The sequence below is a fragment of the Spirosoma gilvum genome (assembly GCF_054776815.1).
Genome location: NZ_BAAHBH010000002.1, coordinates 406882 through 418724, shown reverse-complemented (window position 1 = coordinate 418724; position 11843 = coordinate 406882). Strand labels below are relative to the sequence as shown.

The window sequence follows — 11843 nt, the reverse complement described above, 5'->3', positions numbered from 1 at the left end:
CGCTTTGTAACACATTATGCATTTTACATTATTCATTGTGCATTCTGCATTGTTTATTAATACAAAATGAAAGCCGAAACAAACGATCGCTCGTCGTACCGGAACCTTATTTTCACTGCGCTCCTGATTGTATTTGTCGGACTGGCGTTTGCTTTTCCAGCACCATTTGTCAGCATCGGTGGATTTCCGCTTAAGAAGTTAATTATTCCTTTGCTGCAAATCATCATGCTGGGTATGGGGACCACCATGTCGATTAAAGATTTTGAGGGCGTCATTCAGCAGCCGAAAGCCGTTTTTATCGGGGTCGTTTGTCATTTTATCATTATGCCCCTGCTCGGTTTCACCCTGGCTAACTCGTTTAGTTTTCCACCCGAAATTGCGGCTGGTGTTGTCCTGATAGGCTGCTCCCCCAGTGGATTGGCCTCGAATGTAATGTGCTTCATAGCCAAAGCCAACGTGCCTTTGTCTATTACGGTCACTACCATTTCGACATTGCTGGCTCCGTTTCTGATGCCAGCGCTGATGAAGCTTCTGGCCGGTCAGTTCATTGAAATTTCATTCCTGAAAATGATGGTCGAGATTATGCAGATCGTCATTTTGCCTGTAATCGTCGGCTTGATTCTGAACCGGGTTTTCCATAAATCATCGGTCATGCTGAACCGGGTGATGCCGATGCTGTCGATGGGTGGAATTATTCTGATTGTTGCCATCATCGCAGCCGCCGGACGCGATAGCTTATTAACCGTTGGCTGGACACTGGGCTTTTGCGTACTGATTCATAACCTAAGTGGCTTTATGCTGGGCTACTGGACAGCCCGATTGTTTGGCATGGATGAACAAAGCTGCCGGACAGTTGCTATTGAAGTGGGGCTGCAAAATGGAGGTTTGGCATCGGGCATTGCTGTACAGATGGGCAAAGTCGCCACCGTTGGCCTGGCCCCTGCCCTTTTCGGCCCCATCATGAACACAAATGGCTCATTATTAGCCACATACTGGAGCCAACACCCACCTAAAGAGGTACTAAAAACCGAACCAGCTTCTGTTTAATTTTGATGATAAAATTTTGAATGATTGAATAGGTTCTACGGCCTCTATTCAATCATTCAAAAAATCTATCATTGACCATAGAGGGCAATTTTCAGACGTGGTTTGCCAGGGGCCTTCGGTCATTGGGTTCAAACTGGTGCTTCTGTTTAAGAGCAAAATTGACGAGCAGAATGAGTACGGGTACTTCGATCAATGGGCCAATCACAGCAGCAAAAGCCGCTCCTGAATCGATACCAAATACAGCGATGGCCACCGCAATGCCTAATTCAAAATTGTTACCCGCAGCCGTAAAGGCAAGCGACGTCGATTTGCCATAATCAGCTCCGGCCCGTTTGGAGAGATAGAATGCCGAAAAAAACATAATGGCAAAATAGATCGACAGCGGAATAGCGATACGTACCACATCGAGCGGGATCGAAACGATGAGCTGCCCTTTCAGGCTGAACATGACCACAATCGTGAACAGTAAGGCAATTAGCGTCAGGGGACTGATGGCAGGCAAAAATGTCTGCTCGTACCATGTTCGGCTGAACAACCGCGTAAGGATCACCCTTGAGAAAAGCCCCGCTAAAAAGGGAATACCCAGATAAATGAACACACTTTTGGCGACTTCGCCTATGGTAATGTTGACCGCCAGGTGCGCCTGCTCATACCCATGCAAGCCAAACAGAGGTGGAAACACCACAATGAATAACCAGGCATAGACGGAGTAGAATAGCACCTGAAAAATGCTGTTAAACGCCACCAGTCCCGCAGCATATAACCGATCACCATCTGCCAGATCGTTCCATACGATAACCATGGCAATGCATCGGGCAATGCCGATCATAATCAGGCCGGTCATGTAATCGGGCTTATCGGGCAGAAAAATGGCGGCCAGACCGAACATCAACAGCGGCCCAACAATCCAGTTTTGTAGCAACGAAAGAGCCAGGATTTTTGTATTGGCAAACACTTTCGGCAATTCTTCATACTTCACCTTGGCCAAAGGCGGGTACATCATCAGGATCAACCCGATGGCCAACGGCACGTTGACGATCAGACGCGACGAAGTGCCCGAATTAAAGCCATTAATAAAGTCCTGCGACTGTGGGAAAAAGTAGCCGATACCCACACCGATCAGCATGGCAAGGAAGATCCACAGCGTCAGAAAGCGGTCGAGAAACGTTAAACGAGGGGCACTCATGAAAAAGTAGTTTAAATCGTGCGTTTCATGACAATCGCCGATGAAGGACAAAGGCCACTGAACTGACGGGTTTGCCGAATGGCTTCGGGCGCGGTTTCCCGGCTCACTGGCACAAAGCCATAGCGAGTAAAATATCCGTCGGCAGTGGTAGTAATCAGGTAGAGTTCTTTCAACTGAGCAGAGTCGGCGGTGGCTACTATTCGATTAATCAGTTGGGCTGCGATGCCCTTACCCCGGTAAGCGGGATCGACAGCTATCGAACGCAGCAGGCCCACCGATCCGAATGATTCCAGACCGGCTACGCCAACGGGTGTTTCTTCGTCTTTAGCAATGATAAAATCAGGCAAGCCTACCGGCAAATCCTCGGTGAGCAGATCCACCTGCTCTAGCAATGCCACTACGGTTTCTTTCTCGTTGGGCTGGGCAGTTTCGATGTGAATGGCCATGACTTATTGGGTGATAGATTCGCCTAAGTGATTTTGCACAAACTCCAAACTGTACGCTTTGATCAGATCGCGCACCTGCCGGAACGAGGTCAGTGAACCGGCCGGATCGGGGAAGCTATGATGAATCATCTCGGCACTAGATGGAAAATAGGGACATTGCTCGCGGGCATTATCGCAAACGGTAATGACGTAATCGAACGGCAGGTCCGTGTATTCGTCCACATGGTTCGAGGTGTGGTGTGAAATATCAATACCATCTTCAGCCATTACCTGAATAGCCAACGGATTGACACCGTGCGGAGCAACCCCCGCGCTGTAAACTTCGACCCGATCACCGTGGTCTGACCTATCGGCGAAGGTTTGTAGATAGCCCTCGGCCATCTGCGAGCGGGCAGAATTGCCCGTGCAAAGAACCAGAATTCGTTTCATAGCTGGTATAGGATTAGGTGAGTGATTAATTGCAGCAATCAGGCCCACAGCAGGCGGTAGCGGCTGGCTTGGCAGCAGTAACGCGCGCAGGTTTGCGGGCAAAGACGGTCACGCTGTAGATGCCTTGGTCCTCCTGGCGATATTCGGCAATCTCTTCGGCAGAGAGATAATTCTGCAACACCGAATCGGGCAGGTTAATTTCACGTTCTTTCTGCACCTGTATATCGGTAAATCCATTCTCTCTGACGAGCTGCAAATAAGCTTCCTTCTGGATGGCACCCGATACGCAGCCTACATATAGTTCGGCATCCTGCCGTAAACCTTCGGGCAAATCGCCCTGCAACACAATATCGGAAATGCTGAAATGGCCGCCGGGCTTTAAAATGCGGAAGGTTTCGGCGAAGGCTTTTTGCTTGTCGGGAACCAGGTTCATCACGCAATTGCTCACCACCACATCGGCCAGGTTTTCCGGCAACGGCATGTCTTCAATATCGCCATAGACGAACTCGACATTGCTGTAGCCTAATGCCTTTGCATTCTTACGGGCACGGTCGATCATAGACGGGGTCATATCCAGGCCAATGACGCGACCCGATTCGCCGGTTTCTGCGCGAGCGACAAAGCAATCGTTGCCTGCACCCGAACCCAAATCGACCACCGTATCGCCGGGTTTGATCTGGGCAAATTGAGTCGGCAAGCCGCAGCCTAATCCCAGATCGGCATCAGCCACATATCCCTTCAATTCCTGATAATCCTGCGCCATCGCAATCGGTACGTTGGATACGTTTTCGAATCCCGGCCTGGATTGGTCACAGCAGGAGGTGGGGCCACAGCAACCATTAGCATCTGTTTGTTCAGCAATTGCACCGTATTTCTGGCGCACGGTTTCTTTGATTTGTTCGGCAGTTTCCATAAAGCATTCAATTGGTTTAATGTAATATTACGATTGATTTAAGCAAAAAAATAGCCACGGCAGCGGCCGTCCGAAACCCTAGCAGCAAGCTGCAGCACTAACGTAGGTATCCAGCAGCGAGCCAAAAACCTGCCGCGCTTCCTCCCATACGGTTTCATTGATGCAGTAGCAAACACGAGGTGGGTTGATCTCACCCTGTATGATGCCAATGCGTTTCAGCTCCTTCAAATGCTGGGATACGGTCGCCTGAGCCAACGGCAGCTCATCGACCAGATCGCCACAAACGCAGGCCTTCTTCTGTGCCAGCAATTGCAGAATGGCCACTCGTGCCGGATGTGCAAAAGCCTTGGCTAAATCCGCAATGCGGTTTTGTTCGTCTGAGAATATCTCGGTTTTTGTTACGCCCATGCGACAAAGGTAATGGAAAAAATATTCATTGCAATATTACGATGAATATTTTTTTCGAAAAGCCAAACGGTTAATTAGGTGTAGCGTATTAGCTATCAATAATAAGGACCATTTCCTCATTTGCCGAAGAATATAGTCGTTCTACTTCTTCAATGTGGGTTAGTAATGAGTCATTACCAAAATCCAATTTACGATTAATCGAATGAACTCAACGACGAACACCTCCGAGGCAACGCTTCAGGATCCCAGTCATAAATATCCCCAACCTCCCTTCCCTGATCAGAAGCAGGCTGTGCCAGGGCTAGAAAACCAGATGCAGCCACTGGCCGATCATGGCGAACAATCATACAAAGGTTCAGGTAAGTTAATGGGTCGAAAAGCCCTGATTACCGGTGCTGATTCGGGCATCGGCAGGGCAGTCGCCATTGCTTTTGCCCGGGAAGGAGCCGATGTGGTGATTGCCTATCTGAATGAGGATGAGGACGCGCAGCAAACAGCGCGCTATGTAGAAGAAGCAGGTCGAAAAGCCATCCTGATTCCGGGCGACATTAGTCAGGAATCGTACTGCCAGCAGCTCATTCAACGGGCTGTAGATGAACTAGGCGGACTAGACATTCTGGTTAACAATGCCGCCTTTCAGATGGCCCAGCATTCATTGCAGGATATCTCCAGCGAGCAGCTAGACCGAACCTTCCGGACCAACATCTTTTCGATGTTTTACCTCTGCAAAGCAGCCGAAAAGCACCTCAAGCCTGGTAGCACCGTCGTCAATACTACCTCTATAAATGCGTATAAGCCCAGTCCCGTTTTATTGGATTATGCGGCAACCAAAGCCGCTATTCAGAACTTTACGGCTAACCTGGCGCAAGTGTGGGCAGAAAAAGGAATTCGGGTAAACTGTGTAGCACCGGGGCCCATCTGGACGCCCTTAATTCCTTCGACGATGCCACCCGAAAAAGTCAAAAACTTCGGTCAGGACGTTCCACTTAAACGAGCGGGTCAACCTGCCGAACTGGCTGCAGCTTACGTATTACTCGCCAGCGACGACTCTAGCTACATGACGGGTAGTACTGTACAGGTCACAGGAGGTACGCCAAGCATCTAATCCCATGGAATGGCCCAAGGCTGGACAGCCGTTGCTTCCCGTAGGTAACGGCTGTTTTGTAAAGGATTGCTCAATGGCATTGCTCCATGCTATAATCATCAATCATACTATGCTGAATTCATCCCGTATTTATTGCCTGTTCACCATTGCCGTATTTACCGGTTGCCAATCAACTGTTCGTGATCTGGATTTCATTAATAAGCGTTTCCAGGCAACATATAATATCGATTCAACCCGAGCACTTGATAGCATGCAGGTAGCCGCTCTTCGTAATTCGAAGGCGATTTATCAGTTTAGCGAAGACGGGAAAGGCATTCTTCATATTCAAACGGGAATGCTCTCCAATGACACTCCTTTTAGCTGGATGCTGAAGGACGATAGCCTGTCCATTGATCAAGCCGTTTATCAGGTTCAAAAAGAACTAAAGGGAATGATTCTTCGGAACGATTCCGTTAAGCTCGTCTTTAGCCAGCAGCCCTAACCCGGCCGTCTGCGAATTAACCATATCTGATCGAAACAAGGTAGTAAAGCATGATTAGCATTGTGATTGTTACCCGTAATCGGATCGAGACATTATTATGGACACTCGACAAGCTCATCCGTCTCCCGCAAAAACCGGCCATTATTGTCGTTGACAATGCCTCAACGGATGATACACCCAATCGGGTAAAGGCCGCCTATCCCGCCGTAACCGTGCTGGCACTTGACGATAATAAATATTGTGCAGCCCGAAATGAAGGAGTCAAAGAGGCTAAAACCCCGTTGATTGCTTTCTGTGACGACGACTCCTTTTGGCAACCAGAGGCTTTAGACCGGGCTGTGGATTATTTTAACAAGTATCCACATTTAGGAGTATTGGCAGGAAAAGTGCTGATTGGCGAGACGCAGGAGGTCGATTCCGTCTGCTATGCAATGCACCATAGCCCGCTTACAGACCCACGTCCGTTGCCTGGCCCTGCCATTCTTGGTTTCGTGTGTTGTGCAGTAGTCGTACGCCGGGAAGCGTTTCTGAGCATAGGTGGTTTCCATAAACGGTTCGCCATTGCGGGTGAAGAGCGCCTATTTTCTGTAGACATGCGTACGAAAGGCTGGAGTTTAGCGTATGCAGCCGATATGGTTGCCCATCACTACCCGTCGCCCCAACGAAATGTGGCCCAGCGAACTCGCCATATCACCCGCGATACCTTGTGGTATTACTGGCTTCGAAGACCAGTTTATTATGCTCTTCGTCATACCTTACTGATTCTTCAGCAAATCGGCAAGGACTGCCATATCCGAAAAGGTTTTTGGGAGGCTTTGCGAAATGCTCCTTATATTCTACGGCAGCGCCAGGTTGTTCCCCAGCGCATTGAAGAGCAGATCCTTAAGATTGAAAGTTTTTACTAAATCACCGCAGGCTTCAGAAGACAGGAGCGAACTACCTGTTAATCCGTGGTATCATTAAGGCTCTCAACCACCAGTTTTGCCAGACTGATAGCGCCCTGTTTTAGGCTAGCCTGGTTGCCTGGCATCTGTGCTACCACGCTAAAGACATGATTGTTGTGTAGCACATGTAACGTTTTTTTACCTGGCTCCCAGATAGCTTTGTCACCTACTTGCGAAACCGCTTCGCCGGTAGGGGTATCATGGGCTGGACTAGCAATGGGAGGTGTCTGCTTGGTTATTCCCTGTATAGGCGAATTAGGGTCGGCACCTCGCGTGGAATCCTGTTTGGAAGAGGCCACCGTCGTACTGGCGGGTGTTTCGGCATTGGTTCCTTCCGGCGCTGGCCCCGAGAGGGCAGGTTCGGCCGTTGCCTGCTGGTCAGCGGCCTGATTTGCTTTGGGTTCAAACAACTTGTTGAAATAATATTCCGATTGGTAGGTCGATTCGAACGGTTTCTCACTTTCCAGGTAAAAACCAATTTTGTTACCCCCCCAGCGTAATTCACAACTGTTCAGTTCAGTATACCGGGTTAACTCTACCTGGTCGCCCAAGTGGAAGAGATTACGGATAAACTCTTCGGGTAAATAATTGCATCGTTCCCGATAATGATAATCTGTGCTGAGTAGCCATACGCCCGATACACGCCGGGCAACATAGTTATCGCCAAGACCGGCTGCGGCACCTGTCTGCTGGCCTTCTCGGTCCTGCGTTGAACAGGCCAGCAAACTGCCCCCGAGAAGAAGTAAATTGATTGCTTTCATACAGATACTATTAATTTTCTTCGGCTAGTTTGGGCTCATTTTTGTCCAGATTGTCATCTTCATCGTGGTACGGCGTCCCCGTCGTGATTTTTCCTCCACTGGTCCATAAGCCACCGCCCTTTGCACCGTTATTCCGGGTGTTTTCGCCACTTGGGCCATCCTCGGTAACGCTTCGGTCTGGCGACTGATCTGGGTCATAATTATCGGCATGGCTTCCCTCATAGGGTGTTTCACAAGGGCTACTACTGACGGGACTTTGGCCTTTCCTCGTCTGGGCTAACGATTCACTATTTTCTGGATCGTACTTCACAGATGGGTCCGCATCGTCGGGATGGGGATAACGCTGGATGATGGATTGGTTCATGAGATGCTTCGTTTTGGTAGAACTTCAACCAATCAGCCGATACTCCTTCCCCAAAATTCCTGGTTTTGATGAGGCAACGGAATCCCGTTTTTTGAGTGGCACCGTTGGCTAACTACTGCCCTTGCATCCCAAGCCACTGGCAGCGTAATAGGCGTTGAGGTGACAGTACCAATGCATTTTACGACGTATGAAAAGGTCAGTCTGGATACTTCTATTGCTCATGGCAGGGATGAGAATGGAGCTAATGGCTCAGGCAGGTGGCAACGCAAGTGGTAGTTCGAAGGGCAGTCGAGCAAGTCAACAGAGTCAAAAGCAAGCCCGCGATATACCCAGCAACGGTTCGCCTGCCTTATCGAAGACCAATAGCGCGCAGATTTCTTCGGGTAGTCAGACCAGCGGCCAGACTACTGACAAAAAAACAGGTCCCCGACGTAATAGGTCGAGCGCTAAAACCAGTAAAAACCAATAATTCCAACTATTTATGTTTTATCACGACAAAAAACTCCAGTACAAAGTACGGGTCGATAAGCCCAATCCACAGTTCGCCCGAGCCCTTCAACAAGCCATTGGTGGTATTGAAGGAGAGATCCGTGTTTGCTTACAATACCTGTTTCAGGCCTGGAACTCCCGAGGGCCGGTTCGGTATCGGGATATGCTGCTAAATACGGGCACCGAAGAAATAGCCCATATCGAAATGCTGGCTACGGCTGTTTGTCTGAATCTACAAGACGCTTCCAGTAGCGTGATCGACACAATTGTTGGCAATGACCCCCTAATGGAAAAGATCATCGGTGGAGGAGATCCTCGACACTTCCTGTCGGGCGGGATGGGAGCACTGGCTTCAGATGCCAATGGCGTTCCCTTCAACGGCTCCTGGGTGGTTAGTTCAGGCAATATAGCAGCCGATATGTTTTGTAATGTAACTGCCGAAGCAACGGGCCGCACGCTGGCTACCCGGCTTTATGAAATGACGGACGACGATGGAATGAAAGACATGCTGGCATTTCTGATCGCCCGCGACACCATGCACCAACAGCAATGGCTGGCTGTTCTGGAGGAACTGGGGCATGGCGATATGCGAGGGGTTCTACCCATCCCGGATAGTTTTCCTCAGAGTCAGGAGCATCAGGAGTTTAGTTACGCCTTTGTCAATACCAACATCGATCCAGACGAACGCTCCGCAGGGCAGAATCAACGGTGGACGCAAGGGCCCTCGATCGACGGCAAAAGTGAGTTCAGAGAAATAAAAGCACAGCCAATCGGTGACGAGCCGATGTTAGCCCCTCCCATTCCGATTGGGCACGCTCAAACTGAGCAGATCGAAAAGGCCGGCTCAAAAAGTTAGCTAACCGAAAGTAAGTTGAGCCATCTGCCAGGTAGAACCCAGCAGATGGCTCAATTCATTTTATACGAGTGAAATTCCAGTTCCAGCCTCATAGTTTGGACTAAGTAAGTGGCACGGTCCTCAATTCCAATCCCACCCCACCACATATCCTATTTAGAACAAAAAAGTTGTATATGCAACTTTCTTTTCTAAACTTTACAACATGAATACGGAAATCTACTGCATTGCGGGACGATTACGGATGCTTGCGCGGGTTGCGACAAGCCGGTACAATGATGCTTTCGTAGACGAAGGTGTCACATTTGCTCAGGCAGGCCTGTTGATGCACATTTTTGCCCAACCGGGAGTGAAACAGGCACAGCTTTCCAGGCAATTACAGATTGAAAAATCGGCCATGAGTCGGGATGTACAATTGCTGCAGAAAAACGGCTGGCTTACTGATACTATCCGAGGTGGCCTATTCCTGACCGAAGAGGGCAGATTGCTGGCCAAACGATGCCATAAAATCTGGAAAGCCCTCAATCAGCAGGTCTGGGACGAACTTGGTCCTCAGGCTATTGGCGGACTTACGATTCTTTCACAAAAAATAATCCCTTAACACCAATCCAATGACTACCGAATTTTTAGCCCAAACCTGGCAATTGGCACAAGCTCCGGCGCAGGGACCAATGCGCAAACTTACCGCCGACAATTATCGACATCGGCTAACTCCCGAAACGGCTTCGGCTGGCTTCATCGCCTTACACACGGCTGAGGTTATGCACCGTTTTGCCAAAATCATGTTTGGCCGGGAAGTCAGCATTCCATTACAAGCAGTGGGTGGTGTTTCGGACGATGGCCGTGAACTTGATTTAGCGGAAATCCAGCAAAAACTCGATGACGGTTACGCCATGATTGCCGATCACATTCGTCAAACAACTAACGAGCAATGGACCGAAATTATCCCCTCGCCATTTGGTGAAGTTTCACGTATGCAGGTCCTTTTATTTCTGATACACCACAATTCGTATCATGCCGGACAGATCGCGCAGGCAATTAAGAAAGGACAGGAGTTTTCGATAGTCGCTTAATCTGTTTGAAATTTCAGATTGGCTGACGCACACGACTTTTGTATCAGCCAACTTGACAACACAAACTATACGCATGAAGCCTCTTTTTTTACAAACTGCTCGCAAAGAATCAGCTAAATCGTGGGTTTTTCGAACAGGTTTAAACTGGTATCCGATGTATTTTGGAACGGGAGGTAAAATCCTGTTCTGGTCGAGCGACTGGCGGGAGGTCCATGTACGATTGCGCCGAAATATATGGACGTATAATTATGTCGGGACTATTTTCGGAGGGAGTATGTTTTCGGCAACCGATCCGTTTTATATGGTGATGCTCCTGCGAATTCTAGGTAAGCAGTACGTAGTTTGGGATAAATCGGCTAGTATCCGCTTTCGCAAGCCGGGGCGCCAAACGCTTTATGCCCGCTTTGAAATTACCGATGAACAACTCGACGTTATTCGTCAGGAAGTAGCCGCCAACGGGCAGACAAATTACGTGTTTACGGTTCAGTGGCTCGATAAAGATGGCGTTGTACATGCAGAACTGGAGCGGTTGTGCTACATCGCTGACAAAAGCCATTATGAGCAGCGCAAAAACGACCGACAACAATCACGATTTCAACGGTAAACCCGAATGGTACAGGAGAATCATTTGGCCGTACAGCGCACGGCCCGTTTTTACACAATGGGTCAACTCACCGAAAAGACCCGAAACATCTGGTTTTGTCTGCATGGATTTGGGCAGTTGGCGCAATACTTTGGGCGAAAGTTTACGGATCTGGTCAATGACGAAACGTTTATCGTTGTCCCGGAAGGGCTCTCCCGGCTGTATCTCGACATGAATTACCAGCGCGTGGGTGCCTCCTGGATGACGCGTGAAGATGCCCAGCATGAAATCAACGATTATGTTTCTTACCTAAATTCGTTGTATGACCTCATTTTGAAAGGCCATAATCCAGCGGAAGAGCGGCTACATATCACAGTGTTTGGCTTTTCGCAGGGAGCTGCCACGGCCTGTCGATGGTTGGCTGACAGGACCAATGGACACAGCCCTATTTCTGCCGACCGACTCATTCTCTGGGCAGGTTATTTTCCTAAAGGGCTTTCTGAGCTGATTCATGCGAGTGTACTTTCGCATACAGAGACTCACTATGTGTACGGCCATCAGGACGAATACATCAGCGCCATAGACGATATTGATGCCTACCTGCATCGCCTGCAAATCGATGTACCGAACCTTCAACTAACCGCTTTCGATGGGCCGCATCGGGTAGAACCCGGCGTATTGACATCGCTAGTAGCGGCCTCGAAACCCATTGCGTAACTGTTGCCAGAAACGATGAGGGTTTGCATGCCACAGGGCTCAAG

17 protein-coding genes are annotated in these 11843 nt (G+C 49.2%); 10 read left to right on the top strand and 7 right to left on the bottom strand.

Going from position 1 to position 11843, the window contains the following annotated elements:
* Nucleotides 1-66: 66 nt before the first annotated feature.
* Nucleotides 67-1047 carry a bile acid:sodium symporter family protein gene (locus tag ACYVFD_RS06540; RefSeq protein ID WP_461088978.1) on the top strand — a complete coding sequence of 327 codons (981 nt, stop codon included), beginning with the start codon at nt 67-69 and terminating at the stop codon, nt 1045-1047.
* Nucleotides 1048-1138: 91 nt separating this feature from the next.
* On the opposite strand, the gene arsB is transcribed toward ACYVFD_RS06540, so the two are convergent.
* The 5 genes from arsB to ACYVFD_RS06515 all read right to left on the bottom strand — a co-directional run bounded on the left by arsB (nt 1139) and on the right by ACYVFD_RS06515 (nt 4429).
* A complete protein-coding gene (arsB, locus tag ACYVFD_RS06535; protein WP_461088977.1) occupies nt 1139-2233 on the bottom strand; it encodes an ACR3 family arsenite efflux transporter in 1095 nt (364 codons plus the stop codon).
* An 11-nt stretch (nt 2234-2244) separates the two neighbouring features.
* A complete protein-coding gene (gene arsN2 / locus ACYVFD_RS06530) occupies nt 2245-2679 on the bottom strand; it encodes an arsenic resistance N-acetyltransferase ArsN2 (RefSeq protein ID WP_461088976.1) in 435 nt (144 codons plus the stop codon).
* Between the two features lie 3 nt (nt 2680-2682).
* The gene (locus ACYVFD_RS06525) at nt 2683-3108 is read right to left on the bottom strand and encodes an arsenate reductase ArsC (RefSeq protein WP_461088975.1); all 426 of its coding nucleotides are present in this window, start codon (nt 3106-3108) and stop codon (nt 2683-2685) included.
* Nucleotides 3109-3133: 25 nt separating this feature from the next.
* Nucleotides 3134-4021 carry an arsenite methyltransferase gene (locus tag ACYVFD_RS06520; RefSeq protein WP_461088974.1) on the bottom strand — a complete coding sequence of 296 codons (888 nt, stop codon included), beginning with the start codon at nt 4019-4021 and terminating at the stop codon, nt 3134-3136.
* 78 nt (nt 4022-4099) lie between these two features.
* Nucleotides 4100-4429, bottom strand: coding sequence for an ArsR/SmtB family transcription factor (locus tag ACYVFD_RS06515; RefSeq protein WP_461088973.1), 330 nt, complete (start codon nt 4427-4429; stop codon nt 4100-4102).
* A gap of 202 nt (nt 4430-4631) precedes the next feature.
* Between ACYVFD_RS06515 and ACYVFD_RS06510 the strand changes: the two genes are divergently transcribed.
* The 3 genes from ACYVFD_RS06510 to ACYVFD_RS06500 all read left to right on the top strand — a co-directional run bounded on the left by ACYVFD_RS06510 (nt 4632) and on the right by ACYVFD_RS06500 (nt 6920).
* A complete protein-coding gene (locus tag ACYVFD_RS06510; RefSeq protein WP_461088972.1) occupies nt 4632-5534 on the top strand; it encodes an SDR family oxidoreductase in 903 nt (300 codons plus the stop codon).
* A gap of 109 nt (nt 5535-5643) precedes the next feature.
* Nucleotides 5644-6015 (top strand): hypothetical protein, encoded by a 372-nt coding sequence (locus ACYVFD_RS06505; protein ID WP_461088971.1) that lies wholly within the window; start codon nt 5644-5646, stop codon nt 6013-6015.
* Between the two features lie 50 nt (nt 6016-6065).
* Nucleotides 6066-6920: a glycosyltransferase family 2 protein gene (locus ACYVFD_RS06500; protein ID WP_461088970.1), complete on the top strand. Its 855-nt coding sequence runs from the start codon at nt 6066-6068 to the stop codon at nt 6918-6920.
* A gap of 38 nt (nt 6921-6958) precedes the next feature.
* On the opposite strand, the gene ACYVFD_RS06495 is transcribed toward ACYVFD_RS06500, so the two are convergent.
* Both ACYVFD_RS06495 and ACYVFD_RS06490 read right to left on the bottom strand, forming a co-directional pair.
* Nucleotides 6959-7720 carry a hypothetical protein gene (locus tag ACYVFD_RS06495; RefSeq protein WP_461088969.1) on the bottom strand — a complete coding sequence of 254 codons (762 nt, stop codon included), beginning with the start codon at nt 7718-7720 and terminating at the stop codon, nt 6959-6961.
* Between the two features lie 10 nt (nt 7721-7730).
* Entirely contained in the window at nt 7731-8084 is a 354-nt protein-coding gene (locus ACYVFD_RS06490; protein WP_461088968.1) for a hypothetical protein, read from the bottom strand.
* A 220-nt stretch (nt 8085-8304) separates the two neighbouring features.
* Between ACYVFD_RS06490 and ACYVFD_RS06485 the strand changes: the two genes are divergently transcribed.
* The 6 genes from ACYVFD_RS06485 to ACYVFD_RS06460 all read left to right on the top strand — a co-directional run bounded on the left by ACYVFD_RS06485 (nt 8305) and on the right by ACYVFD_RS06460 (nt 11799).
* Nucleotides 8305-8553: a hypothetical protein gene (locus ACYVFD_RS06485; RefSeq protein ID WP_461088966.1), complete on the top strand. Its 249-nt coding sequence runs from the start codon at nt 8305-8307 to the stop codon at nt 8551-8553.
* Nucleotides 8554-8565: 12 nt separating this feature from the next.
* On the top strand, nt 8566-9429 hold the full coding sequence (locus ACYVFD_RS06480; protein WP_461088965.1) for a manganese catalase family protein: 864 nt from the start codon (nt 8566-8568) through the stop codon (nt 9427-9429).
* 202 nt (nt 9430-9631) lie between these two features.
* Complete coding sequence (locus tag ACYVFD_RS06475; RefSeq protein ID WP_461088964.1) at nt 9632-10027, top strand: MarR family winged helix-turn-helix transcriptional regulator; 396 nt, start codon at nt 9632-9634, stop codon at nt 10025-10027.
* A gap of 10 nt (nt 10028-10037) precedes the next feature.
* Entirely contained in the window at nt 10038-10499 is a 462-nt protein-coding gene (locus tag ACYVFD_RS06470; protein ID WP_461088963.1) for a DinB family protein, read from the top strand.
* Nucleotides 10500-10572: 73 nt separating this feature from the next.
* Nucleotides 10573-11103: a DUF4442 domain-containing protein gene (locus ACYVFD_RS06465; RefSeq protein ID WP_461088962.1), complete on the top strand. Its 531-nt coding sequence runs from the start codon at nt 10573-10575 to the stop codon at nt 11101-11103.
* 6 nt (nt 11104-11109) lie between these two features.
* Nucleotides 11110-11799 (top strand): alpha/beta hydrolase, encoded by a 690-nt coding sequence (locus tag ACYVFD_RS06460; protein ID WP_461088961.1) that lies wholly within the window; start codon nt 11110-11112, stop codon nt 11797-11799.
* Nucleotides 11800-11843 lie beyond the last annotated feature (44 nt).

What these genes read in the sequence shown, in the direction of transcription:
- arsN2 (WP_461088976.1), bottom strand. Translation starts at nt 2,679, where the DNA reads ATGGCCATTCACATCGAAACTGCCCAGCCCAACGAGAAAGAAACCGTA.
- ACYVFD_RS06505 (WP_461088971.1), top strand. Translation starts at nt 5,644, where the DNA reads ATGCTGAATTCATCCCGTATTTATTGCCTGTTCACCATTGCCGTATTT.
- ACYVFD_RS06515 (WP_461088973.1), bottom strand. Translation starts at nt 4,429, where the DNA reads ATGGGCGTAACAAAAACCGAGATATTCTCAGACGAACAAAACCGCATT.
- ACYVFD_RS06480 (WP_461088965.1), top strand. Translation starts at nt 8,566, where the DNA reads ATGTTTTATCACGACAAAAAACTCCAGTACAAAGTACGGGTCGATAAG.
- ACYVFD_RS06470 (WP_461088963.1), top strand. Translation starts at nt 10,038, where the DNA reads ATGACTACCGAATTTTTAGCCCAAACCTGGCAATTGGCACAAGCTCCG.
- ACYVFD_RS06525 (WP_461088975.1), bottom strand. Translation starts at nt 3,108, where the DNA reads ATGAAACGAATTCTGGTTCTTTGCACGGGCAATTCTGCCCGCTCGCAG.
- ACYVFD_RS06475 (WP_461088964.1), top strand. Translation starts at nt 9,632, where the DNA reads ATGAATACGGAAATCTACTGCATTGCGGGACGATTACGGATGCTTGCG.
- ACYVFD_RS06520 (WP_461088974.1), bottom strand. Translation starts at nt 4,021, where the DNA reads ATGGAAACTGCCGAACAAATCAAAGAAACCGTGCGCCAGAAATACGGT.
- ACYVFD_RS06495 (WP_461088969.1), bottom strand. Translation starts at nt 7,720, where the DNA reads ATGAAAGCAATCAATTTACTTCTTCTCGGGGGCAGTTTGCTGGCCTGT.
- ACYVFD_RS06510 (WP_461088972.1), top strand. Translation starts at nt 4,632, where the DNA reads ATGAACTCAACGACGAACACCTCCGAGGCAACGCTTCAGGATCCCAGT.
- ACYVFD_RS06465 (WP_461088962.1), top strand. Translation starts at nt 10,573, where the DNA reads ATGAAGCCTCTTTTTTTACAAACTGCTCGCAAAGAATCAGCTAAATCG.
- ACYVFD_RS06490 (WP_461088968.1), bottom strand. Translation starts at nt 8,084, where the DNA reads ATGAACCAATCCATCATCCAGCGTTATCCCCATCCCGACGATGCGGAC.
- arsB (WP_461088977.1), bottom strand. Translation starts at nt 2,233, where the DNA reads ATGAGTGCCCCTCGTTTAACGTTTCTCGACCGCTTTCTGACGCTGTGG.
- ACYVFD_RS06485 (WP_461088966.1), top strand. Translation starts at nt 8,305, where the DNA reads ATGGCAGGGATGAGAATGGAGCTAATGGCTCAGGCAGGTGGCAACGCA.
- ACYVFD_RS06540 (WP_461088978.1), top strand. Translation starts at nt 67, where the DNA reads ATGAAAGCCGAAACAAACGATCGCTCGTCGTACCGGAACCTTATTTTC.
- ACYVFD_RS06460 (WP_461088961.1), top strand. Translation starts at nt 11,110, where the DNA reads ATGGTACAGGAGAATCATTTGGCCGTACAGCGCACGGCCCGTTTTTAC.
- ACYVFD_RS06500 (WP_461088970.1), top strand. Translation starts at nt 6,066, where the DNA reads ATGATTAGCATTGTGATTGTTACCCGTAATCGGATCGAGACATTATTA.